Annotated in this window: 20 protein-coding genes and 3 tRNA genes; 1 reads left to right on the top strand and 22 read right to left on the bottom strand. The window is 65.0% G+C overall.

The window, feature by feature from the left end:
* Positions 1-66: 66 nt before the first annotated feature.
* The 22 genes from nusA to BKE09_RS18310 form a co-directional block, all read right to left on the bottom strand.
* Positions 67-1,578: a transcription termination factor NusA gene (gene nusA, locus BKE09_RS18415; RefSeq protein WP_005410449.1), complete on the bottom strand. Its 1,512-nt coding sequence runs from the start codon at positions 1,576-1,578 to the stop codon at positions 67-69.
* Positions 1,579-1,582: 4 nt separating this feature from the next.
* On the bottom strand, positions 1,583-2,173 hold the full coding sequence (gene rimP, locus BKE09_RS18410) for a ribosome maturation factor RimP (RefSeq protein WP_014037945.1): 591 nt from the start codon (positions 2,171-2,173) through the stop codon (positions 1,583-1,585).
* Between the two features lie 367 nt (positions 2,174-2,540).
* Positions 2,541-2,617, bottom strand: a tRNA-Met gene (locus BKE09_RS18405).
* An 82-nt stretch (positions 2,618-2,699) separates the two neighbouring features.
* Positions 2,700-2,776: transfer RNA gene (locus BKE09_RS18400), tRNA-Met, on the bottom strand.
* Between the two features lie 127 nt (positions 2,777-2,903).
* Positions 2,904-4,364, bottom strand: a complete 1,461-nt coding sequence (nuoN, locus tag BKE09_RS18395) for an NADH-quinone oxidoreductase subunit NuoN (RefSeq protein ID WP_075677141.1) — start codon at positions 4,362-4,364, stop codon at positions 2,904-2,906.
* Positions 4,365-4,379: 15 nt separating this feature from the next.
* Positions 4,380-5,888, bottom strand: a complete 1,509-nt coding sequence (locus tag BKE09_RS18390) for an NADH-quinone oxidoreductase subunit M (RefSeq protein ID WP_075677139.1) — start codon at positions 5,886-5,888, stop codon at positions 4,380-4,382.
* A 23-nt stretch (positions 5,889-5,911) separates the two neighbouring features.
* Positions 5,912-8,074 carry an NADH-quinone oxidoreductase subunit L gene (gene nuoL / locus BKE09_RS18385; RefSeq protein ID WP_075677137.1) on the bottom strand — a complete coding sequence of 721 codons (2,163 nt, stop codon included), beginning with the start codon at positions 8,072-8,074 and terminating at the stop codon, positions 5,912-5,914.
* Between the two features lie 7 nt (positions 8,075-8,081).
* Positions 8,082-8,387 carry an NADH-quinone oxidoreductase subunit NuoK gene (nuoK, locus tag BKE09_RS18380; protein WP_075677135.1) on the bottom strand — a complete coding sequence of 102 codons (306 nt, stop codon included), beginning with the start codon at positions 8,385-8,387 and terminating at the stop codon, positions 8,082-8,084.
* Entirely contained in the window at positions 8,384-9,040 is a 657-nt protein-coding gene (locus BKE09_RS18375) for an NADH-quinone oxidoreductase subunit J (RefSeq protein ID WP_075677133.1), read from the bottom strand. Before BKE09_RS18375 ends, nuoK begins: the two co-directional genes overlap by 4 nt.
* Positions 9,041-9,049: 9 nt before the next feature.
* Entirely contained in the window at positions 9,050-9,538 is a 489-nt protein-coding gene (nuoI, locus tag BKE09_RS18370; RefSeq protein ID WP_005410456.1) for an NADH-quinone oxidoreductase subunit NuoI, read from the bottom strand.
* 4 nt (positions 9,539-9,542) lie between these two features.
* The gene (gene nuoH, locus BKE09_RS18365) at positions 9,543-10,637 is read right to left on the bottom strand and encodes an NADH-quinone oxidoreductase subunit NuoH (protein ID WP_006458641.1); all 1,095 of its coding nucleotides are present in this window, start codon (positions 10,635-10,637) and stop codon (positions 9,543-9,545) included.
* Positions 10,634-12,868 carry an NADH-quinone oxidoreductase subunit NuoG gene (gene nuoG, locus BKE09_RS18360; protein ID WP_075677131.1) on the bottom strand — a complete coding sequence of 745 codons (2,235 nt, stop codon included), beginning with the start codon at positions 12,866-12,868 and terminating at the stop codon, positions 10,634-10,636. Before nuoG ends, nuoH begins: the two co-directional genes overlap by 4 nt.
* Entirely contained in the window at positions 12,865-14,205 is a 1,341-nt protein-coding gene (nuoF, locus tag BKE09_RS18355; protein ID WP_005410459.1) for an NADH-quinone oxidoreductase subunit NuoF, read from the bottom strand. The genes nuoG and nuoF overlap by 4 nt, the downstream gene beginning before the upstream one ends.
* A 4-nt stretch (positions 14,206-14,209) precedes the next feature.
* Positions 14,210-14,737, bottom strand: a complete 528-nt coding sequence (nuoE, locus tag BKE09_RS18350) for an NADH-quinone oxidoreductase subunit NuoE (RefSeq protein ID WP_075677129.1) — start codon at positions 14,735-14,737, stop codon at positions 14,210-14,212.
* A gap of 97 nt (positions 14,738-14,834) precedes the next feature.
* Positions 14,835-16,142 carry an NADH-quinone oxidoreductase subunit D gene (locus BKE09_RS18345; RefSeq protein ID WP_006458796.1) on the bottom strand — a complete coding sequence of 436 codons (1,308 nt, stop codon included), beginning with the start codon at positions 16,140-16,142 and terminating at the stop codon, positions 14,835-14,837.
* Positions 16,139-16,888 carry an NADH-quinone oxidoreductase subunit C gene (locus BKE09_RS18340; RefSeq protein ID WP_005410462.1) on the bottom strand — a complete coding sequence of 250 codons (750 nt, stop codon included), beginning with the start codon at positions 16,886-16,888 and terminating at the stop codon, positions 16,139-16,141. Before BKE09_RS18340 ends, BKE09_RS18345 begins: the two co-directional genes overlap by 4 nt.
* Positions 16,889-16,921: 33 nt before the next feature.
* Entirely contained in the window at positions 16,922-17,476 is a 555-nt protein-coding gene (locus BKE09_RS18335) for an NADH-quinone oxidoreductase subunit B (RefSeq protein WP_005417936.1), read from the bottom strand.
* On the bottom strand, positions 17,467-17,823 hold the full coding sequence (locus BKE09_RS18330; RefSeq protein ID WP_008265012.1) for an NADH-quinone oxidoreductase subunit A: 357 nt from the start codon (positions 17,821-17,823) through the stop codon (positions 17,467-17,469). The genes BKE09_RS18335 and BKE09_RS18330 overlap by 10 nt, the downstream gene beginning before the upstream one ends.
* 111 nt (positions 17,824-17,934) lie before the next feature.
* Positions 17,935-18,019, bottom strand: a tRNA-Leu gene (locus BKE09_RS18325).
* Between the two features lie 51 nt (positions 18,020-18,070).
* A complete protein-coding gene (gene secG / locus BKE09_RS18320; protein WP_014037951.1) occupies positions 18,071-18,508 on the bottom strand; it encodes a preprotein translocase subunit SecG in 438 nt (145 codons plus the stop codon).
* A 31-nt stretch (positions 18,509-18,539) separates the two neighbouring features.
* Entirely contained in the window at positions 18,540-19,295 is a 756-nt protein-coding gene (tpiA, locus tag BKE09_RS18315) for a triose-phosphate isomerase (RefSeq protein ID WP_014037952.1), read from the bottom strand.
* Between the two features lie 692 nt (positions 19,296-19,987).
* On the bottom strand, positions 19,988-20,923 hold the full coding sequence (locus tag BKE09_RS18310; protein ID WP_075677127.1) for a 2-oxoglutarate and iron-dependent oxygenase domain-containing protein: 936 nt from the start codon (positions 20,921-20,923) through the stop codon (positions 19,988-19,990).
* Positions 20,924-21,119: 196 nt separating this feature from the next.
* Here BKE09_RS18310 and BKE09_RS18305 point away from each other — a divergent pair, with 196 nt between their 5' ends.
* On the top strand, positions 21,120-22,997 hold the full coding sequence (locus BKE09_RS18305) for a sulfatase-like hydrolase/transferase (protein ID WP_075677125.1): 1,878 nt from the start codon (positions 21,120-21,122) through the stop codon (positions 22,995-22,997).
* Positions 22,998-23,004 lie beyond the last annotated feature (7 nt).

Genomic DNA, 23,004 nt, shown 5'->3' with positions numbered 1-23,004 from the left:
CCCCCGCATCTGGAGGTGGCGCGGATTCTACGCCCTGAGCGGCTCAGGGCCCTGTTCATTGCCGGCTCATTCGCCGCGTTCCAGTCGGGCGATCTCCTCGGCACGGGCGGCCAGGATCAGCGCAGCGGCGCGCGCCTGATCCAGTCCTTCGATGCCGAAGTCCATGACCTCGTCGGCGGCCAGGTCGGACAGGTCCTCGCTGGTACGCACGCCGTGGCCGGCCAGCGCATATGCGGTGGCTTCGTCCATGCCCTTCAGGGACAGCAGGTCCTGCGCCGGCTGGCCGTCTTCAAGGCCTTCCTCGACTGCCAGGGCCTCATTGAGCAGCGCATCGCGGGCACGGGCGCGCAGCTCTTCGACGATGTCTTCGTCGAAACCTTCCACGGCCAGCAGTTCGCCGACCGGGACATATGCGATTTCCTCGACGGTGCCGAAGCCTTCGCTGACCAGGATGCCGGCGATTTCCTCGTCCACTTCCAGCTTGTCCATGAACAGCTGGCGGGCCGACGCCTGCTCGGCTTCCGACTTGGCGGTGACCTGGTCCTGGGTCATCACGTTGAGCTGCCAGCCGGTCAGGCGACTGGCCAGGCGCACGTTCTGGCCGCCCTTGCCGATCGCCTGGGCCAGGCGGTCTTCAGCAACAGCAAGGTCCATCGAATGCTTGTCTTCATCGACGATGATCGACTGCACTTCGGCCGGCGCCATCGCGTTGATGACGAAGTTGGCCGGGTTGTCGTTCCACAGCACGATGTCCACGCGCTCGCCATTGAGCTCGTTGGACACGGCCTGCACGCGCGAACCGCGCATGCCGATGCAGGCACCGATCGGATCGGTGCGCTGGTCGTGGGCCAGCACGGCGATCTTGGCGCGGTCGCCCGGATCGCGGGCGCAGGCCTTGATTTCCACCAGGCCCTGGCCGACTTCCGGCACTTCCAGCTTGAACAGCTCGATCATGAATTCCGGGGCGGCACGGCTGATGAACAGCTGCGGGCCACGCGGCTCCGAGCGCACTTCGGCCAGGTAGCCGCGCACGCGGTCACCGGCACGCAGCACGTCGCGCGGAATGCCCTTGTCCTTCGGGATGAAGCCTTCGGCGTTGCCACCGAGGTCGACATAGATGTTGCCGCGCTCGGCGCGCTTGACCACGCCGGTGATCAGCTCACCCACGCGATCCTTCCACGCATCCACGACCTGCTGGCGCTCGGCTTCGCGCACCCGCTGGACGATGACCTGCTTGGCGGCCTGGGCAGCAATGCGGCCGAAGTCCGGGTTCTCGATCTGCTCTTCGATGTAGTCGCCGACGTCCACGCCTTCGGCTTCATCGACGGCGTCCATCAGGCGGATCTGGCGGTCCGGCGATTCCATGACCACGTCATCGGCCACCACTTCCCAGCGGCGGAAGGTTTCGTAGCTGCCGTCCTTGTGGTCGATGACCACGCGGGTCAGCACTTCCTCGTCGGGATAGCGCTTCTTCGCTGCCGAGGCCAGGGCGGCCTCGATGGCATCGAAGATCACTTCACGCGGCACGCCCTTCTCGTTGGCGACTGCGTCGACTACCAGCAACAGTTCCTTGCTCATTGGCTCACTCCGCGCGCGGCTTCTTTGCCGCCGGCTCGTTGGAAGAAGAATTCTTGTTCGGCTTCGGACGCTTCGGTGCCGGACCGGTCGGCTTGCTCGGGGCCAGCCCCAGCGCCACCCAGTCGGGCATGATCCGTGCCTTGTCGATGTTGTCGGCCGACACGACCACTTCGGCCTTGTCGACGATGAAGGTGATGGTATCCGCGGCCTCGTCGGTCGCTTCGATGCGGCCCTGCAGGCGACGACGGTTGTCCTGCGGCAGCTTCAGCGTGACCTTGGCCATTTCGCCGAGGTGACGGCCGAACTGCTCCAGGTTGAACAGCGGACGGTCGACGCCCGGCGAAGACACTTCCAGCGTGTAGTTGCCGCTGATCGGGTCTTCGACGTCCATCTGCGCCGACACTTCACGGCTGACGCGCTCGCAGTCGTCGACATTGATGATGCGCTCGGGCTGTTCAGCCAGCGGCACGTCGATGTAAAGGCGCAGGGTCGCACCGCCGGGGGCCGGCAGATACTCAACGCCCAGCAGCTCCAGGCCCAGCGACACAACGGTCGGGGCGAGCAGATTCGCGATGTCGGTTGCCTTGTCGCTCACAGCCTGCCTTGATCTCTATGGTTGGGTGCCGGCCTTGGCCGGCGTGGAAACATGACGCCCCGGAAACGACAAAGGGCCCGTTGGGCCCCTTTTCCGGAAAGACTCCGGTGACTGGATTCCGGTTGCAACCTGCATTGCCTGCCGGTTGCGGCCCTCCTTCCGGGTCCGGACTCCCGCTGGGAGGCCGCCTTCAGGGGTACTGCTAGGCCGCTGATGATAGCGACTGCACCGCGCTGGTGCAAGGTGCGGACCCGGGGTCAGTTTCCTTTTCCACGGGAAAAGGGATCTGACCCCGATCACGCGGAAACGACGCAGACCCCAAAGAAAAACGCCTTCGAAGCAGGACTTCGAAGGCGATCTCTTTACTTGGTAGCGGGGGCAGGATTTGAACCTGCGACCTTCGGGTTATGAGCCCGACGAGCTGCCAGACTGCTCCACCCCGCATCAGAAGCGGAATTATGAGCGAATGCTTCAAAACATGCAAGCTTTCCCTCATTCATCAAACCGGTTGGCGCCGATATGAAGTTGGTAGCGGGGGCAGGATTTGAACCTGCGACCTTCGGGTTATGAGCCCGACGAGCTGCCAGACTGCTCCACCCCGCACCGGAAGTGTTTGAACTGCTGCCCTGCTCTTTCGAGGTGGGCTACCGCAACGATGTTCTGGCTGAACCGCTGCAGTGACAACTCAGGCTGCGCATATTACACGAATCGCGCAGCTTTGTGTCAACTTTTATGCAAGATGCGCAAATGCCTGCTGGCACCAGACCATGATCGGGTTCCAGGCCAGGCCCAGGGCCAGCAGTGCCAGCGCGTTCACGCCCAGCACCACGCCCAGCACGCGGTCGTTGCTGCGCGGCATGGCCTCGCCCACCGGCTCATCGAAGTACATGACCTTGATGACGCGCAGGTAGTAGAAGCAGCCGACCACGGCGCACAGCACGCCGAGGATGGCCAGCCACAGCAGGCCGCCGTTGACGGCCGCGCCCAGCACCGCCAGCTTGGTCCAGAAGCCCAGGAACGGCGGGATGCCGGCCAGCGACGCCATGATGCACAGCACCAGGCCGGCCATCCACGGGTTGCGGGCGTTCAGGCCCTTGAAGTCTTCGATGTTCTCGGCTTCGAAGCCGGCACGCGACAGCGCGATGATCGCGCCGAAGGCGGCGGTCGACATGATGGCGTAGGCCAGTGCGTAGAACAGTGCGGCGGCATAGCCCTGCGAACCGCCACCAGCGATGCCCATCAGCAGGAAGCCGATGTGCGAGACGGTGGAGAACGCCAGCATGCGCTTGAGGTTGCTCTGCGCGATGGCCATCAGGTTGCCGATGACCAGCGAGACCGCGGCCAGGCCGGCGATCAGCAGCTGCAGTTCGGTCGACAGCGGGCCCACGCCCATTTCCAGCAGGCGGTACGCCATGCCGAAGGCGGCCAGCTTCGGTGCCGAGCTGATGAACAGTGCGATCGGTGCCGGGGCACCCTGGTACACGTCCGGCAGCCACATGTGGAACGGCGCGGCACCCAGCTTGAAGGCGACGCCGGCGATCATGAACACCGCACCGGTGATCAGCAGCACGCGCTCTTCGGAGTGCGGGATGGCCTCGCGGATGACGTCCAGGTGCAGGCTGCCGGTGGCGCCGTAGATCAGCGACATGCCGTACAGCAGCAGGCCAGAGGCCAGCGAACCCAGCACGATGTACTTCATCGCCGCTTCCGAGGCCAGGCCGTTTTCGCGGTTGCTGGCGACCAGGGCATAGGAGCACAGCGCCAGCAGTTCCAGGCCCAGGTAGACCATCAGCAGGCTGCCGGCCGAGACCAGGATCATCATGCCGGCGGTGCCGAACAGGATCAGCACCGGGATCTCGCCCTGGAACAGGTTGCGGTCACGCAGGTAGCGCCAGCCGTAGACCAGGGTCAGGCCGCTGAGCAGCACGATCCCGGTCTTCATCACGTCCGCGGCGGTATCGCGCACGAACATGCCATGGAAGACCTCCCCCTGCCCGCCCACGCCGGTGGCCAGCATGAACAGCACCACGGCCAGCGCAGCGAGCGAGAACAGGTGGGTGACGATCTTGTTCCGGTTGCTGACGAACAGGTCGAGGATCATCAGGGCGAAGGCGCTGCCGATCAGCACCAGCTCGGGAGCGAGCGGTGGCAGGTCAGCGGCGGTCAATGGCAGCAGCGGCGAGGTGGTCATCATCAAATCCTGGAATTACAGCAGCTTGCTGGATGCGATCTGCATCGCCAGCTTCGCGATCGAGGGCTCCATCAGGTCGGTCAGCGGCTTGGGATAGATGCCCAGCGCCAGCACGCCAATGGCGAACACGCCCAGCACCAGCCATTCGCGGCCGTTGATGTCCTTCAGTTCGGCAACATGGCTGTTGGCCACTTCACCGAAGAAGATGCGCTTGTACAGCCACAGGGTGTAGGCGGCGCCGATGATCAGGGTGGTGGCCGCGCCCAGTGCGATCCACGGATTACGCTGGAAGGCCGACAGGATGACCATGAACTCGCCGACGAAACCGCTGGTACCCGGCAGGCCCGCGTTGGCCATGAAGAACAGCATGGCGAAGGTGGCGAACCACGGCATCACGTTGACCACGCCGCCGTAATCGGCGATGCGGCGGCTGTGCATGCGGTCGTACAGCACGCCGACGCAGGAGAACATCGCGCCGGATACGAAGCCGTGCGAGATCATCTGCACCATGGCGCCCTGCAGGCCCAGGCGGGCGGCATCGGCGTTGCCGGCTTCACGCACCAGCCACAGGGCGATGAAAGTACCCAGGGTGACGAAGCCCATGTGCGCGATCGACGAATAGGCGATCAGCTTCTTCATGTCGTCCTGCACCAGGGCGACCAGGCCAACGTAGATCACGGCGATCAGCGACAGCGCGATCACCAGCCAGGCCCATTCCTGCGATGCGTCCGGGACGATCGGCAGGTTGAAGCGCAGGAAGCCGTAGCCACCGATCTTCAGGGCGATGGCGGCCAGGATCACCGAACCGGCGGTCGGTGCTTCCACGTGGGCATCCGGCAGCCAGGTGTGGACCGGGAACATCGGCACCTTGACCGCGAAGGCGATCAGGAAGGCGAAGAAGATCCAGGTCTGTTCCTTGGCCGACAGCGGCAGCGCGTACAGGTCGGCCAGCTGGAAGCTGCCGCCCTTCAGGTACAGGTAGATCAGCGCCACCAGCATCAGCACCGAGCCGAGGAAGGTGTACAGGAAGAACTTCAGCGCGGCGTAGATGCGGCGCGGGCCACCCCAGACACCGATGATCAGGAACATCGGGATCAGCATCGCCTCGAAGAACACGTAGAACAGCATCGCGTCCGTGGCCGAGAAGATACCGACCGTGACGCCTTCCAGGATCAGGAAGGCCGCCACGTACTGGTTCACGCGCTTGTCGATGGCGCTCCAGGCGCCGATCAGGGCAAGCACGCTGACCAGGGTGGTCAGCAGGATCAGCGCCACGGCAATGCCGTCCACGCCCAGGTTGTAGCCGATCTTGTACGCCGGGATCCAGGCATGGGTCTCGACGAACTGCAGACCGTCGATGCCCGCGTTGTAGCCGCTCAGCAGCGAGAGGCTCGCCACGAACGTCGGCACCGCTACGCCCAGCGACGCCCAGCGGGCGGTCTGCGCATCACGGATCGCAAGGATCAGGGCGCCACCGAGGATCGGCAGCCAGATGAGGACACTGAGTAGAGGCCAGTTCGACACGTCTTCTTATTCCGTACAGGTCATCAACGCAGGTAATGCATCAGCACGCCCAGCAGGGCAATCAGGCCGATGATCATCGCGAAGGCGTAGTGATAGAGGAAACCGGATTGGGTACGACGCAGCACGCCGGCTGCGACGTCCACAACACGTGCCGAGAGATTGACCACGCCGTCGACGATGTTGCTGTCGATCCAGCGCGAGACCTTGCCCAGCTTGACGCTGCCACCGGCAAAGCCATCGATCCACAGCTTGTCGAAGCCGTACTTGTTTTCCAGCACCGACACCAGCGGGGCGAAGGTCTTGCGAGCCTTGCCCGACAGGTCCGGCTTCCACAGGTAGAACAGTGCGGCCAGCAGGAAGCCCGCAACGGTCAGCATGAACGCCGGAGCCATCATGCCGTGCAGCGCGAAGGCGACCGGGCCGTGGAACTCTTCACCCAGGAAGCCGATGGTGTTCTTGGCCGGATCGTAGAAGTCGACCACGCCGGTGAAGAACGTATGCGCCTGGCCCTTGATGGCATCGTGCGCATGGTTGCCGGCCCAGTCGGTGCCGTACAGCATCGGGCCGATGCTGAAGAAACCGATGGCGATCGACGGGATGGCCAGCAGGATCAGCGGCAGGGTCACCACCCACGGGGTTTCGTGCGGCTCGTGCGGACCGTGGCCATGGCCGTGGTCGTCGTGATGCGCATCGCCGTGGTGGGCGTCGGCGGCGTGGTGATCGTCATGGCCATGGCCGTGATCATCGTGCGCGTCGCGGAAACGCTCCTTGCCGTGGAAGGTCAGGAACAGCAGGCGGAAGCTGTAGAAGCTGGTGACGATCACGCCACCCAGCACCGCCCAGTAGCCATAGGTGGCCACCCAGTTGTTGGACAGGTGCGCGTGCAGCTCGGCGGCCTCGATGATGGTGTCCTTCGAGTAGAAGCCGGAGAAGAACGGCGTACCGACCAGCGCCAGGGTACCGATCCACATGGTGATGAAGGTGATCGGCATGTACTTGCGCAGGCCGCCCATCTTGCGCATGTCCTGCTCGTGGTGCATCGCGATGATGACCGAGCCGGCGCCCAGGAACAGCAGGGCCTTGAAGAACGCATGCGTCATCAGGTGGAACACGGCGGCCGAATAGGCCGACACGCCCAGGGCGACAGTCATGTAGCCCAGCTGCGACAGGGTCGAGTACGCGACCACGCGCTTGATGTCGTTCTGCACGATGCCGATCAGGCCGGTGAAGAACGCGGTGGTGGCACCGATGAACAGCACGAAGTTCAGCGCGGTCTGCGACAGCTCGAACAGCGGCGACATGCGGGTGACCATGAAGATACCGGCGGTCACCATCGTCGCGGCGTGGATCAGTGCCGAGATCGGGGTCGGGCCTTCCATCGAGTCCGGCAGCCACACGTGCAGCGGGACCTGGGCCGACTTGCCCATGGCACCGATGAACAGGCAGATGCAGATGACGGTGGCGATCGACCAGATCACCGGCTCGTTCAGCAGCTGCATGCCCAGGATCGTGCCGTCCCAGATCTGCAGCTGGGCGCGCGGGTCAGCCAGCATGCCGGCCTGCGAGAACACCTGCGAGTAGTCCAGGGTGCCGAACACCCACAGCACGCCGGCGATGCCCAGCAGGAAGCCGAAGTCACCGACGCGGTTGACCAGGAACGCCTTCATGTTGGCGAAGATCGCGGTCGGGCGCTTGAACCAGAAGCCGATCAGCAGGTACGACACCAGGCCCACCGCTTCCCAGCCGAAGAACAGCTGCAGGAAGTTGTTGCTCATCACCAGGGTGAGCATCGAGAAGGTGAACAGCGAGATGTAGCTGAAGAACCGCTGGTAGCCCGGATCGTCCTGCATGTAGCCGATCGTGTAGATGTGGACCAGCAGCGACACGAAGGTCACCACCACCATCATCATCGCGGTCAGCTTGTCGACCATGAAACCGACGTGGGCCGAGTACTGGCCGACTTCGAAGAACGTGTAGATGTTCTGGTTGAACGGCTGCGCCCCGCCCCACAGCAGCTGGTAGAGCGTGTACATCGACAGGCCGCAGGCAACCGCGACGCCGAGGATGGTGATGGTCTGCGCGCCGACGCGCTTGACCTGGCGACCGAACAGGCCGGCGATGATGCTGCCGAACAGCGGTGCAAGCACCACTGCGATCAACAGACTCTTGGAGAGAGTGATTTCCATCTGTGGATCAGCCCTTCAACGAATCGACTTCGCCGACATTGATCGTGCGGCGGGTGCGGAACAGGGTCACCAGGATCGCCAGGCCGATGGCGGCTTCCGCGGCGGCGACGGTCAGGATGAAGAACACGAACAGCTGGCCGGACGGATCGCCCAGCTGACGCGAGAAGCCGACGAAATTGATGTTCACCGACAGCAGCATCAGTTCGATCGACATCAGCAGGACGATGACGTTCTTCCGGTTGAGGAAGATGCCGGCCATGCTGATGGCAAACAGCACCGCGCCGAGCGCAAGCATGTGGCCAAGGGTAATCACGGCTGGGTCTCCTCGCCGGCGGCCGGCTTGCTGTTGCTGTGCACGACCGGTGCTTCGGCGCCCATCTTGACCATGCGCAGGCGCTGGCCGGCCTTGACCATGGTCTGCTCGCCCGGGTTCTGGCTCTTCACGCCGGTACGGCGGCGCAGGGTCAGCATCACGGCGGCCACCACGGCCACGGTCAGGATGACGGCGGCGAACTCGAACGGCAGCAGGTACTCGGTGAACAGCGTGCGCGCCAGCCAGGTGACGTTGGAGCTGTCGGCGGCGACCGCTGCAGCGTTGTCGGCCGGGAACGGCGTGACCGAGCGGGCCTTGACGCCGATCAGGATCAGCATCTGCGCCAGCATGGCCACCGCGACGATGAGGCCGACCGGCAGGTAGCGCACCCAGCCCTCACGCAGCTTGGTGGGGTCGATGTCCAGCATCATCACCACGAACAGGAACAGCACCATCACTGCGCCGACGTAGACCAGCACCAGGGCCACGCCGAGGAACTCGGCGCCCACCAGCAGCCACACGCAGGCGATGGAGAAGAAGGTCAGCACCAGGCAGAGCACGGCGTGAACCGGGTTGCGCACGCTGATCACCGCACCGGCCGAAACCGTTGCCGCGATGGCGAACACCCAGAAAGCGATATTTACCCAATCCATCTCTCGACCTCAGCGGTAAGCGGCATCGGCGGCGCGACGCTCGGCGATCTCGTTTTCGAGACGGTCGCCCAGGGCCAGCAGCTGCGGCTTGGTAACGATGTTTTCGCCACGATTCTCGAAGTGGTACTCGAGGATGTGGGTTTCGACGATCGAGTCCACCGGGCAGCTTTCTTCGCAGAAGCCACAGAAGATGCACTTGAACAGGTCGATGTCGTAGCGCGTGGTACGGCGGGTGCCGTCTTCGCGCTTGGCCGAGTCGATGGTGATGGCCAGCGCCGGGCACACCGCTTCGCACAGCTTGCAGGCGATGCAGCGCTCTTCACCGTTGGGATAACGGCGCAGGGCGTGCAGGCCACGGAAGCGCGGCGACTGCGGGAACTTCTCCATCGGGTACATCATCGTGTACTTCGGCTTGAAGCTGTACTTCAGCGTCAGCCAGAGACCGGCCAGCAGTTCGAGCAGCAGCAGGCTCTTGAAGTAATGGGTAATCCTGTTCATCACTTTAGACGCCCTTTTGAATCACGCCGAAGAACACCATGACGGCGGTAACCGCGATCCACAGAATGGCCAGCGGGATGAAGACCTTCCAGCCCAGGCGCATGATCTGGTCATAGCGGAAGCGCGGGAAGCTGGCACGGAACCAGATGTAGGCACTGGCGAAGAAGAACACCTTGACGAACAGCCACGGCGCACCCCCCTTCCAGATCCAGTCGACCAGCGGCGAGACGTCGCCGAAGTTGACCCAGCCCTGCACCGGGCTCAGCCAGCCTCCGAGGAAGAAGATCGAGATCAGGAAGCTGATCAGGATCATGTTCGCGTATTCGGCCAGGAAGAACAGGGCGAACGCACCGCCGGAGTATTCGACCATGTGGCCGGCGACGATTTCCGATTCGCCTTCCACCACGTCGAACGGCGCGCGGTTGGTTTCAGCCACGCCCGACACCCAGTAGATGACGAACAGCGGGAACAGCGGCAGCAGGAACCAGTCGAAGAAGCCGGAGCTGCCGGCCTGCGCCATCACGATGTTGCTCAGGTTCAGGCTGCCCGACGCGATCATCACGCCGACCAGGGCGAAGCCCATGGCGATTTCGTAGCTGATCATCTGCGCCGAGGCGCGCATCGCACCCAGGAACGCATACTTCGAGTTGGACGCCCAACCGGCCAGGATGATGCCGTAGATGCCCAGCGAGGTCATCGCCAGCAGGTACAGCAGGCCGGCGTTGGCATTGGACAGCACGATCTGCGAATCGAAGGGCACCACCGACCAGGCCGCGAAGGCCGGTGCCAGGGTGATCAGCGGGGCCAGCAGGTAGATCGCCTTGTTGGCGCTGCTTGGCTGGACCACTTCCTTGAACAGCAGCTTGAAGACGTCGGCGAAGGCCTGGAAGATGCCCATGCCCACGTACATCGGGCCGTGGCGGACGTGCATCCAGCCGATCAGCTTGCGTTCCCAGACCACGTAGAAGGCCACCGAGATGATCACCGGCACGGTGATCACCAGGATCTTCAGGATGATCCAGATCAGCGCGCCGATGTCACCGAGGCCAAGCAGCCACTGGTGCAGCGGGTCGACCGCGTTCAACAGCAATTCGTTCATGCAGCCACCACCGTTACGCGAGCGGCACCCAGCGGCGCGGTCGCGCCGTGGCCCGATTCAATCCAGACCGAACCCGCAGCGACGCGGGCGTCGACCACCACCGGCAGGGTGGCCTTGCCGGCATCGGTGCCGACCTTGGCCATCTGCCCTTCCTGCAGCTGCAGGCGAGCGGCATCTTCAGCGTTCAGCACGATGCGCGGGGCGTTGTTGAGCGGATGCGACTGCAGCGCCGGGGCGCGACGGACCACCGCATCGGTGCGGTAGATCGCGGCGGTCGAAGCCACTTCCAGGCCTTCGCCGGCAACCACCGGCTGTGCCGAGGCGGCAACGGTGACCGACACCGGGGCCAGGCTGGCGCGCAGGCCGGCCAGGTCGGTGAAGTCGAAACCGGCCACAGCCAGGTCGCCGCCCAGGGCGCGCAGCACGCGCCAGCCTTCACGGGCCTCGCCCGGCAGCTTGCCGCCGGCACGGGCCGACTGCTCGCGACCATCGAGGTTGGTCAGGGTGGCGTCGATTTCCGGCAGCGCGCCGATCGGCAGGATCACGTCGGCGACGTCGCGGGTCGAAGCACAGGCGAACTGGCTGAAGGCCACCACCTGGGCACCGGCCAGCGCCTTGCGCGCGGCGGGAGCGTCGGCGAAGTCCAGGCCCGGCTCCAGGCCGTACACCACGTAGGCCTGGCGCGGCTGCGCCAGCATCGCGGCGACGTCCTTGCCGGCCGGCAGCACGCCAGCGCGGGTCAGGCCAACGGCGTTGGCGCCCTGCGGGATGCGGCACAGCTTGGCACCGGTGGCGGCAGCGAAGTCACGCGCGGCGGCGCGGATCGCGGCAGCCTGCGGGTGGTTTTCGGCGATGCCACCGACGATCAGCACGGTGTTGTTGCCGCCCTGCACCGCCGAACGCAGCTCGGCGTTGGCCAGCGCGTCGACGAACTTCGACGGCGCGACGATCTGCTTGCCGGCGATGCTGAAGGCGAAGTCGAAGTCCACCGGGTTGACGACGTGGATCTTCGCGCCGTTGGTGGTCTGCGCCTTGCGCAGGCGGACGTGCAGCAGCGGCAGTTCGTGGCGGATGTTGCTGCCCAGAACGACGATGCGGTCAGCGCCTTCGATCTCAGCCAGCGGCAGGCCGAACACTTCGGCGGTTGCAGCGTCGGAGAAATCGCGGTTGTTGATGCGGTGGTCGATGTTGCTCGAGCCCAGGCCCTTGGCCAGGCGGGCCAGCAGCGCGCCTTCCTCGTTCGAGGTCGACGGGTGCACCAGCACGCCCAGGTTGTCGCCCTGGTTGGCCTTGAGGATCTCGGCGGCCGCGGCCAGGCCTTCGGCCCAGCTCACTTCCTTCCACTCGCCATTGACCTTGCGCAGCGGCTTGACCGCACGGTCTTCGCTGTACAGGCCCTGGTGCGAGTAGCGGTCACGGTCGGACAGCCAGCACTCGTTCACGGCTTCGTTGTCGCGCGGCACGGTGCGCAGCACTTCGCCGCGACGCACGTGCAGGAACAGGTTCGAACCCATCGCGTCGTGGTAACCCAGCGATTCGCGCGCGGTCAGTTCCCACGGGCGGGCGCGGAACTGGAACACCTTGTTGGTCAGCGCGCCGACCGGGCAGACGTCGACGACGTTGCCGGACAGCTCGGTGGTCAGCGGCTTGCCGTCGAAGGTACCGATCTGCAGGTTCTCACCGCGGTACATGCCACCCAGCTCGTAGGTACCGGCGACGTCAGCGGTGAAGCGGACGCAGCGGGTGCACTGGATGCAGCGGGTCATCTCGGTGGCGACCAGCGGGCCCATGTCCTCGTCCGGCACCACGCGCTTGCGCTCGTTGAAGCGGCTGACCGAGCGGCCATAGCCCAGCGACACGTCCTGCAGCTCGCACTCGCCGCCCTGATCGCAGATCGGGCAGTCCAGCGGGTGGTTGATGAGCAGGAACTCCATCACCGAGCGCTGGAACTTCAGTGCCTTCTCGCTGCGGGTGGCGACCTTCATGCCATCCATCACCGGGGTGGCGCAGGCCGGCGCCGGCTTCGGCGACTTCTCCACGTCCACCAGGCACATGCGGCAGTTGGCGGCGATCGGCAGCTTCTCGTGGTAGCAGAAGCGCGGAATCGAAATGCCGGCCTTGTCGGCCGCCTGGATGATCATCGAGCCCTTGGGCACGACCAGCGACTTGCCATCGATCTCGATGGTGACGTGATCGGGTGGGACGCTCGGATTTACGGGTTGCGCGCTCATGCGGCGGCTGCCTCCACCTTCTTGCCGTCAACCATCGAATGACCGTTGACGATGTAGTACTCGAACTCGTCCCAGAACTGGCGCAGGAAGCCTTGGATGGGCCATGCAGCCGCTTCGCCGAACGCACAGATGGTGTGGCCTTCAATCTGGCCGGCCACCGCCTTCAGCTGGTGCAGGTCTTCCATCGTGGCCTTGCCGGCGACGATGCGCTCCAGCACGCGGTGCATCCAGCCGGTACCTTCACGGCACGGGGTGCACTGGCCGCAGGATTCCTTGTGGAAGAACTGGCTGATGCGGCAGGCGAACTTGACGCAGCAGACGCTGTCGTCGAGCACCACGATCGCACCCGAACCCAGGCCGGAGCCCAGCGCACGGATGGTGTCGTAGTCCATCGGCAGATCCTTCAGCTCGGCCGCGGTCAGCACCGGCATCGACACGCCGCCCGGGATCGCGCCCTTGAGGGTGCGGCCCGGACGCAGGCCACCGGCCATTTCCAGCAGGTCGTGGAATTTGGTGCCGAGCGGCACTTCGAAGTTGCCGCCGTTCTGCACGCAGCCGGACACCGAGAAGCACTTCGGACCGCCGTTGGCGGTCAGGCTCAGGCCCTTGAACCACTCCGGACCGTTGCGGATGATCGCCGGCACCGAACCGTAGGTTTCGGTGTTGTTGATCGTCGACGGCTTGCCGTACAGGCCGAAGTTGGCCGGGAACGGCGGCTTGTAGCGCGGCTGGCCCTTCTTGCCTTCCAGCGATTCCATCAGGGCGGTTTCTTCGCCGCAGATGTACGCGCCGGCGCCCAGCGCACCGTAGATGTCGATGTCCACGCCCGAGCCCATCACGTTCTTGCCCAGCCAGCCATTTGCATAGGCGTCGGCCAGGGCCTGCTCGAAGTGCTCGAACGGCTCGTGGTGGAACTCACCCCGCAGGTAGTTGTAACCCACGGTCGAACCGGTGGCGTAGCAGGCGATCGCCATGCCTTCCACCACCGAATGCGGGTTGTAGCGCAGGATGTCGCGGTCCTTGCAGGTGCCCGGCTCGGATTCGTCCGAGTTGCAGAGGATGTACTTCTGCATGTTGCCCTTGGGCATGAAGGACCACTTCAGGCCGGTCGGGAAGCCAGCGCCACCGCGGCCGCGCAGGCCCGAGGCCTTGACCATCTCGATGACCTGCTCCGGCGGGATCTTCTCTTCGAGGATCTTGCGCAGGGCGGCGTAGCCACCGGTCTTCAGGTAGCTTTCGTACGACCACGGGGTGTCGTAATGCAGGGTGGTGTAGACCACCTGGTGCGGCAGCGGCGCGGGGCCGACCGGACCCTTGGATTCGTGGTGATGTGCCATGCCCTTACTCCAGCCCGTCCAGCAGCTCGTCGACCTTTTCCAGGGTCAGACGCTCATGGTAGTGACCGTTGATGACCATCATCGGCGCGCCACCGCAGCCGGCCAGGCACTCTTCCTCGCGCTTGAGGTAGACGCGGCCGTCCGGGGTCGATTCACCGTGCTTGATGCGCAGCTTCTTCTCGCAATGGCGGACGATGTCCTCGGCGCCATTGAGCCAGCAGCTGATGTTGGTGCAGATGGCCACGTTGTTGCGGCCCACCTTCTCGGTCTCGAACATCGAGTAGAAGCTGGCGACCTCGTAGGCCCACACCGGCGGCAGGTCGAGGTACTTGGCCACGCCGGCGATCAGTTCGTCGGTCAGCCAGCCCTCGTTCTGCTCCTGGGCCGCATGCAGGCCCTGCAGCACGGCAGAGCGCTTGCGGTCCGGCGGGAACTTGGACAGCCAGTGATCGATGTGAGCGCGGGTCTTGTCGCTCAGCACCACCATCGGGTCGACGTCGCGCGCCGCCTCGAAATTACCTGTCGCCTTCATCGGCCGACCTCAGCGAAATGCATAACGTGAAATTCCAGAAACTGCGGCGCCGGCTTGCGCCGGCTGCCTGCAGCGGGCGTTGGCGTGGCGGACGGCATTACCGGTCAACCTCGCCGAACACCAGGTCGTAGGTACCGATCATCGCCACCACGTCGGCCAGCATGTGGCCGCGCACGATCGAATCGATCGAGGACAGGTGGGCGAAGCCCGGTGCGCGCAGGTGCACGCGGAAGGGCTTGTTGGCGCCATCGGAGACCAGGTAGCAGCCGAACTCGCCCTTGGGCGCTTCCACTGCCGCGTAGGTTTCACCGGCCGGCACGCAATAGCCTTCGCTGAACAGCTTGAAGTGGTGGATCAGCGCTTCCATGTCGTCCTTCATGTCCTCGCGCTTGGGCGGAGCGACCTTGAAGTTCTTGACCATGACCGGGCCGGGGTTGGCCTTCAGCCATGCCACGCACTGCTTGATGATGCGGTTGGACTCACGCATTTCGGCAACGCGGACCAGGTAGCGGTCGTAGCAGTCGCCTTCCTTGCCCAGCGGGATGTCGAAATCGACGGCATCGTACTTGGCGTACGGGCGCTTCTTGCGCAGGTCCCAGGCGATGCCCGAACCGCGCAGCATCACGCCGGTCATGCCCCACTGGTGGGCCAGTTCCGGAGTGACCACGCCGATGCCGACGGTACGCTGCTTCCAGATACGGTTGTCGGTCAGGAGGGTTTCGTATTCGTCGATGCGCTTGGGGAACTCGACGGTGAAGTTCTCCAGGAAGTCCAGCAGCGAGCCTTCGCGCGAAGCATTGAGCTGCTTCAGCGCCTTGCCCTTGTGCCAGCGCGATTCCTTGTACTTCGGCATGTGGTCCGGCAGGTCGCGGTAGACACCGCCTGGACGGTAGTACGCCGCGTGCATGCGCGCGCCGGAGACCGCTTCGTAGCAGTCCATCAGCTCTTCGCGTTCGCGGAAGGCGTACAGCATCACCGCCATCGCACCCAGGTCGAGCGCGTTGGAGCCCAGCCACATCAGGTGGTTGAGGATGCGGGTGATTTCGTCGTACATGGTGCGGATGTACTGCGCACGCTCCGGCGCCTCGATGCCCATCAGGGTCTCGATCGCGCGCACGTAGGCGTGCTCGTTGCACATCATCGACACGTAGTCCAGGCGATCCATGTAGCCGATCGACTGGTTGAACGGCTTGGACTCGGCCAGCTTCTCGGTACCACGGTGCAGCAGACCCACGTGTGGGTCGGCGCGCATGATGGTCTCGCCGTCCATTTCCAGGATCAGGCGCAGCACACCGTGAGCGGCCGGATGCTGCGGGCCGAAGTTCATGGTGTAGTTGCGGATTTCCTGCCGGCTTTCGGCGGCGTTGCTGGCGAACGCTTCGCCGGCCTGGTGTACGTGGCTCACTTCACTGCCTCCTGCGCGCGCTCACCTTCTGCGGTCTGCAGACGGGCGTCGTCGCGGATCACGCGCGGCACGCCGACACGCGGCTCCACCGAGGTGACCGGTTCGTAGATCACGCGCTTCTTTTCTTCGTCGTAGCGGACTTCGACATTGCCGATCAGCGGGAAGTCCTTGCGGAACGGATGGCCGACGAAACCGTAGTCGGTCAGGATCCGGCGCAGGTCCGGGTGGCCTTCGAAGATCACGCCGTACAGGTCGAACGCTTCGCGCTCGAACCAGTTCAGGCCCGGCCAGATGCCGGTCAGCGAGGACACCACCGGCAGCGCTTCGTCAGGGGCGAAGCAGCGCAGGTGCATCATCAGGTTGTGCTGGTACGAACGTAGCTGGGCGACCACGGCGAAACGCTGGGTCGGCATGTGCTGCGGGCGGGCACCGTCGGCACCGTTTTCCTCGGTGGGGAACTCGCCCCACGCGAAGCGGCCCTGGGCCTTGCCTTCGACGCCACGGCTGAAGCCCTGCGAGGACACGTCGGCGGTGTCCCATTCGTCGGAGCCATAACCGAGGTAGTCGACGCCGCAGAGATCCACGGCCTGCTCGAAACCAAACTCGTCACGCAGCGCCAGGGCGGTGGCGTGCCACTCGGCGGCAGGCACTTCCAGCGTCACTTCGCCGCGGGGTTCGACCACGATGACCTTCGCACCTGCGAAACGTGCGGAGAGTCGGTCGATGAAGGATGCTTGCTCTGCCATGGGGGCTTGGCGCGCTCTTGTCAGGTGAAGGGGTCAGCGGGCGATGGTCTGTGTACGCCAGATCTTCTTCTGCAGCTGCAGGATCCCGTACACCAGCGCCTCGGCGGTCGGCGGGCAGCCCGGGACATAGACGTCCACCGGCACCACGCGATCACAGCCGCGCACGACAGAATAGGAGTAGTGGTAATAGCCGCCGCCGTTGGCGCAGCTACCCATCGAGATGACCCACTTCGGGTCCGGCATCTGGTCGTAGACCTTGCGCAGCGCCGGGGCCATCTTGTTGACCAGGGTACCGGCCACGATCATCACGTCGGACTGACGCGGCGACGGGCGGAACACCACGCCGTAGCGGTCAAGGTCCAGGCGCGCGGCGCCGGCGTGCATCATCTCGACCGCGCAGCAGGCCAGGCCGAAGGTCATCGGCCACATCGAGCCGGTGCGCGCCCAGTTCAGCAGTGCGTCGACGCTGGTGGTGACGAAGCCCTTTTCCAGCAGCGGGTTGTCGCCTTCCGGCCGCAGGATGTCATCAACCCGGCCTTCCGGCGACGGGTTGTTCATGAGGCCATCGAGAGTCTGAATCACTCCCATTCCAGCGCTCCCTTCTTCCAGACGTAAATGAAACCGAGGAACAGCATGCCGACGAACAGGCCCATGGTGATGAGCGAACGGGCGCCCAGTTCCATGAAGACCTGGGTCCACGGCACGATGAAGATGATTTCCAGGTCGAAGACGATGAACTGGATCGCGATCAGGTAGTAGCGCACGTCGAACTTCATGCGCGCGTCTTCGAAGGCCTCGAAGCCGCACTCGTACGGCGACAGCTTTTCCAGATCGGGGCGGCGGGGACCGAGGAATCGACCAACCAGCATCAGCGTAATGCCGATACCGGTGGCAACGATCAGAAACAGCAGAGACGGCAAATATTCGGCCAGCACAGCGATTCTCTCTTGCCTCTGCCGCTGCGCCTGCAGGCGCTTTGGCATGGGGGAGTGGACGGGAATCTGCCTGGCGCCTTGCGCGCCAGACGAACCCGCTTTACTTACAAATGGTGCCCAAGAGGGGACTCGAACCCCTACGACTTGCGTCGCTACCACCTCAAGGTAGTGCGTCTACCAATTCCGCCACCTGGGCAAACGATCACATCAGACTATGTTCCCGATGCGCCGCGTATTGTAACCGGCTTCAGTCTTTCTGGGAGCCTTCCGAAGGCTTTTCTTCACCAGAAACCGAAGATTCCGCCTTAGCCGGCACATTCGCGGCCGGAACCGGGGCGGCCGGGACCGCATCGGCCTTCGGAACGGCCGGCAGTTCGCCCGCCGGAGCCGCCGGAGCGGTCGCCGCCGGGGCGGACATCAGACCCAGGTCCTGGTCAGCCGCCGGGCGGGTGCCGTGACCGGCATACCAGGCCATGAAGAGGCTGATGCCAAAGAACACGACAGCCAGCCACTTGGTCGACTTGGACAGGAAGTTCGAGGCGCCGCGCGCACCGAACACCGTGCCCGAGGCACCGGCACCAAAGCCCGAACCCGCCGCCGCACCCGAGCCACGCTGCATCAGGATCAGCGCGATCATGGCCACAGCGACCAGCACGTAGACGACATTGAGGATCAACATCAGCATTGGAAACCGCCCTCGGACAATACTTCTAGGATTAGTTCGCGGCCGCCGCCCGTGCGATGGCCAGGAAGTCCGCGGCCACCAGGGAGGCGCCGCCGACCAGCCCACCATCGACATCCGGCTGCGCGAACAGTTCCCCGGCATTGTCGGGCTTCACGCTACCGCCGTAAACAATGGGCAGTGAATCAGCGATTCTAGCATCGATACGCGCGACTTCGCCACGGATGAACGCGTGCACCTGCTGTGCCTGCTCCTTGCTGGCGGTACGACCGGTGCCGATGGCCCAGACCGGCTCGTAGGCAACCACGGCCTTGGCGAAACCGGCCGCGCCGACCAGCTCCAGCACCGGCGCCAGCTGGCTGGCGATGACCGTTTCGGTCTGCCCGGCCTCGCGCTGCTCCAGGGTCTCGCCCACGCACAGCACCGGCACCAGGCCGGCATGCTGGGCGGCGGCGAACTTGCGCGCGACCAGCTCGCTGCTTTCATGGTGGTACTGGCGGCGCTCGGAATGGCCGACCAGGCCATAGCGGGCCCCGACCTCGACCAGCATGGCCGCGCAGACCTCGCCGGTATAGGCGCCCTTCTCGTTGCTGCTCACGTCCTGCGCGCCGAAGGCCAGGCCGGTCTCGCCGAAGTCCTCGACCAGCTCGCCCAGGTACGGCAGCGGCGGCAGGATCACCACGTCCACCCCCTCCAGCGGCAGCCCGGCGGCCACCTGCCCCAGCAGTTCATTGGCGAATTGACGGCTGCCATGCAGCTTCCAGTTTCCGGCGACGATCTTGCGGCGCATGAGCGGGTGGCTCCTGTGTGAAGTCAGCCGGGCATGATACCCGTTACGGCAAAAATCCGTTTCCGTGTAAGCGGTTACATGGATTTTCAGCCAACGGCGCAGCCCCTCGTGGCGGGGTGGGATTGGTTGGTCGCAGAGAGCCCGGCTGGGTTTTGGGGGACTGGCCGGGCGGGTGAGGATGGCGGGGGACGCCGTAAACCCGTCCCTGGGGGCTTGGCCGCGGCATCCATGCCGCGGACACCCCCGCCATCCCCACCCGCCCGGCCTCTGACACATTCCGGCGGCTCCGCCCGCCACGGAAAGAAATAAGAAGATCAAAAGCAAAAGCGGCATTGCGGGTAGCTGCCGGGGTCAGATCCCTTTTCCTGCGGAAAAGGGATCTGACCCCTACCCCACACGCATGGGGTGGATCTACCGTGTCGACCAAGGTCGACACCTACCGGAAATCGCGATTTACCCACCGTCAACGGGAAACTGCCGGAGGTGGGCCGGTGTGGGTTGGCAGGACCGTTGGCGCCATGGATGGCGCCATCGAGCCCCCAGGGACGGGTTCACGGCGTGTCCTGCCAACCCACACCGCCCCGCCCCGCCCAACCAGTAGAAACCCAGAGCCGCTTTGGCTTCGGCCTCTGCGGGTGCAGGGCGCAGCCCTACAAAGAAAAAGGCCGCCTTTCGGCGGCCTTCACTTCTTATTACTTCAGCTTGATCTCGCGCAGGCGTTCCTCGAGGAAGCCGTGGGCGGTGATCGCCTCCGGGTACCGGCTCGGGTTCTCCGCGGTGATGCACGAGGGCAGCACGTCGATCAGGAAGTCCGGGTTCGGGTGCAGGAAGAACGGCACCGAGTAGCGCGGCTGGCGTGCCAGGTCACCCGGGGGGTTGACCACGCGGTGGATGGTCGACGGATACACGTGGTTGGTCAGGCGCTGCAGCATGTCGCCGATGTTGACCACGATGGTGTCCGCGTCCGAGGTGAACGGCACCCATTCGCCCTCGTGCGACTGCACTTCCAGGCCCGCGGCACTGGCACCGACCAGCAGGGTGATGAAGTTGATGTCGCCGTGGGCACCGGCACGCACGTTCGGAATGTCGTCGGTGGTGATCGGCGGGTAGTGGATCGGGCGCAGGATCGAATTGCCGAAGTTGGTCTTGTCGGCGAAGAAGTTCTCTGGCAGGCCGATGTGCAGGGCCAGCGCCGACAGTACGCGCGAACCCAGGTTGTCCAGCGCCTGGTACAGGCCGTAACCGCGCTCGCGGAAGCCCTCGACCTCGGTCGGCCACAGGTTCGGCGCCATCACGTCACGGTACTTGGAGTCGTCGGCGATCTCGCGGCCGATGTGCCAGAACTCCTTCAGGTCGAAGTGCTTGGAGCCCTTGGCAGTCTCCACGCCGAAGGGGGTGTAGCCGCGGGCGCCGCCGCTGCCGGCCACGTGGTACTTGCGCTTGACCTCTTCCGGCAGGGCGAAGAAGGCCTTGAAGGCATCGTAGGCCGCGTCGATGTCGGCCTGCGGGATGCCGTGGTTGCGGATGCCCGCGAATCCCCATTGGCGATAGGCCGCGCCCAGCTCGGCCACGAAGGCCTCGCGGTCGCTGTCGAAACGGGTGATATCGAGGGTGGGGATCTGGCTCACAGCGGTTCCTGGCTTGTCGTTGGGTCTGAGGGGGCCAGCGCATTCATGGCCCGCATGAACATTGTGACAGATCGCCCGGGGGACGCCACTCGATACGAAGAAACAAACCGATACAATGCGCGACCCGCGCGCGCCGTAACGCTTCCGTCACGTTCGGCCCCGCCCCTTTCCCCGCGCTCCCTGAATCCGCCCCGACATGCCCGCAGCCGCCTCTGCCACCCCCGACAATGAAGGTTCCGCCCGGCGCTGGCGCCGGCTGGCCTGGTGGTCGCTGTTCGTCGCTGGCAATGCGGCCCTGGCTGCGGCGATCGCACTGAGCAACGTGCCACTGCGTGACAACCCGGGCGGCGGCGCGGGCCTGGCCTACCTAGCGATCGCCCTGCCCGGCCACCTGCTCGCCTTCGGCGCGCTGGCCGGCCTGCTGCCGCTGCTGCTGGGCCTGTGGCCGCGCAGTGCGCGCACGCTGAGCATCAGCGCCGTACTGCTGCAGGGCCTGTGGCTGTGCCTGCTGCTGGTCGACGCCAAGGTCTTCACCCTGTACCGCTTCCACCTCAACGCCATGGTCGTGAACATGGTGTTCGGCGGCGCCCTGCAGGACCAGGTCGCCCTGTCCTGGAAGACCTGGCTGCAGGTCGCGCTGCTGGTCGCTGCGGTCTTCACCGCCGAAGGCCTGCTGGCCCGGGCCTGCTGGAAACTGCTGCCGGCCGCGCCGCGCCGGCGACGGGTACTGCAGGCCTGGGCAGTGGTCGCGCTGCTGATGGGCGGCGGCCAGGTCGCCACGGCCTACTACGACGCCCGCGGCGACCGAGATGTGATCGCGCAATGGAACTACCTGCCATGGGCGCAACCGATCACGGCCAAGAGCTTCATGCGGCGCCTGGGCGTGGTCAGCCAACAGCAGGCCGGCCTGCCCGACCCACGCCATGCACAACTGCTGTACCCGCTGCACCCGCTGCGATGCCAGAACCCGCATCGCCCCAATGTACTGATGGTGGTGCTGGAATCGCTGCGCCAGGACGTGCTGACACCGCAACTGATGCCCAACACGTCGGCGCTGGCGCAGGACGCGCGCGTGTTCGATCACCACTTCAGCACCGGCAACGCCACCCGCTACGGTCTGTTCGGGCTGCTGTACGGCCTGCCCGGCGGTTACTGGCCAAGCATGCTCGACGAGCAACGCGGCTCGCAGCTGTTCCAGGTGCTGGGCCAGCAGGGCTACGACCTGCACCTGTATGGCAGTGCGCCGTTGTACAGCCCGGAATTCGATCGCACCGTATTCGCCGATGTGCGCGACCAGCTGCACCAGGGGCCATCGGCACTGAAGTCCGACGGCCGCGACCGCGCGATCATCAGCGCACTGCAGCAGGACATCCGCGCCAGCCAGGCCGCGCAGCGCCCGTGGTTCGGCTTCGTGTTCCTCGATTCCACCCACGCGCCCTACCACATGCCCGACGGTTACCCGCCGGTGGCGACGCCGATGGCTGCGGACATCGACTTCCTCAAATTCGGCCCGGAGCATGACCCGACGCCGGAACTCAATCGCTACCGCACTGCCGTGCACTACGCCGACAGCCTGATCGGCTCGCTGCTGGACGACCTGCGCGCACAGGGCCTGGCCGAGGACACCATCGTGCTGGTTACCGGTGACCATGCAGAAGAGTTCAACGACCTCAAGCTGAACTATTGGGGCCACAACGGCAACTTCTCCGACTACCAGTTGCGGGTCCCGTTCGTGCTGCATTGGCCGGGCAAGGCCACTGGCCACGACGCACGCACCAGCTCGCACGAAGACTGGGTGCCGACACTGATGCGCCACGCGCTGGGTTGCGAGAACGCACTGACCGATTACAGCACCGGCCAGGACCTGCTGGCCGAGCCGCAGGGCACGCGTGCGCTGGTGGTCGAAAGCTGGTCACAGCGCGCGGTGCGCCATGGCGATGCCATCTACGTGTTCGACAAGTTCGGCAACGCCACCGCCCTGGACCTGCACTACCGCCCACTGCCGCAGCAGGCGCCCGACGCGGCCGCCGTACGTACTGCATGGGAAGCGCTGACCCGCTTCCGCAACCGCTGACCCTCAA

Source organism: Stenotrophomonas sp. TD3 (assembly GCF_001939825.1).
Lineage (GTDB): Bacteria > Pseudomonadota > Gammaproteobacteria > Xanthomonadales > Xanthomonadaceae > Stenotrophomonas.
The sequence above is the reverse complement of the archived record's forward strand: the minus strand, read 5'-3'. Positions and strand labels throughout refer to the sequence as shown.

Coding starts and splice junctions, on each gene's coding strand:
- nusA (WP_005410449.1), bottom strand. CDS start 1,578: ATGAGCAAGGAACTGTTGCTGGTAGTCGACGCAGTCGCCAACGAGAAG.
- nuoN (WP_075677141.1), bottom strand. CDS start 4,364: ATGACCACCTCGCCGCTGCTGCCATTGACCGCCGCTGACCTGCCACCG.
- nuoL (WP_075677137.1), bottom strand. CDS start 8,074: ATGGAAATCACTCTCTCCAAGAGTCTGTTGATCGCAGTGGTGCTTGCA.
- BKE09_RS18375 (WP_075677133.1), bottom strand. CDS start 9,040: ATGGATTGGGTAAATATCGCTTTCTGGGTGTTCGCCATCGCGGCAACG.
- nuoI (WP_005410456.1), bottom strand. CDS start 9,538: ATGAACAGGATTACCCATTACTTCAAGAGCCTGCTGCTGCTCGAACTG.
- nuoH (WP_006458641.1), bottom strand. CDS start 10,637: ATGAACGAATTGCTGTTGAACGCGGTCGACCCGCTGCACCAGTGGCTG.
- nuoG (WP_075677131.1), bottom strand. CDS start 12,868: ATGAGCGCGCAACCCGTAAATCCGAGCGTCCCACCCGATCACGTCACC.
- nuoF (WP_005410459.1), bottom strand. CDS start 14,205: ATGGCACATCACCACGAATCCAAGGGTCCGGTCGGCCCCGCGCCGCTG.
- nuoE (WP_075677129.1), bottom strand. CDS start 14,737: ATGAAGGCGACAGGTAATTTCGAGGCGGCGCGCGACGTCGACCCGATG.
- BKE09_RS18340 (WP_005410462.1), bottom strand. CDS start 16,888: ATGGCAGAGCAAGCATCCTTCATCGACCGACTCTCCGCACGTTTCGCA.
- BKE09_RS18335 (WP_005417936.1), bottom strand. CDS start 17,476: ATGGGAGTGATTCAGACTCTCGATGGCCTCATGAACAACCCGTCGCCG.
- secG (WP_014037951.1), bottom strand. CDS start 18,508: ATGCTGATGTTGATCCTCAATGTCGTCTACGTGCTGGTCGCTGTGGCC.
- tpiA (WP_014037952.1), bottom strand. CDS start 19,295: ATGCGCCGCAAGATCGTCGCCGGAAACTGGAAGCTGCATGGCAGCCGT.
- BKE09_RS18305 (WP_075677125.1), top strand. CDS start 21,120: ATGCCCGCAGCCGCCTCTGCCACCCCCGACAATGAAGGTTCCGCCCGG.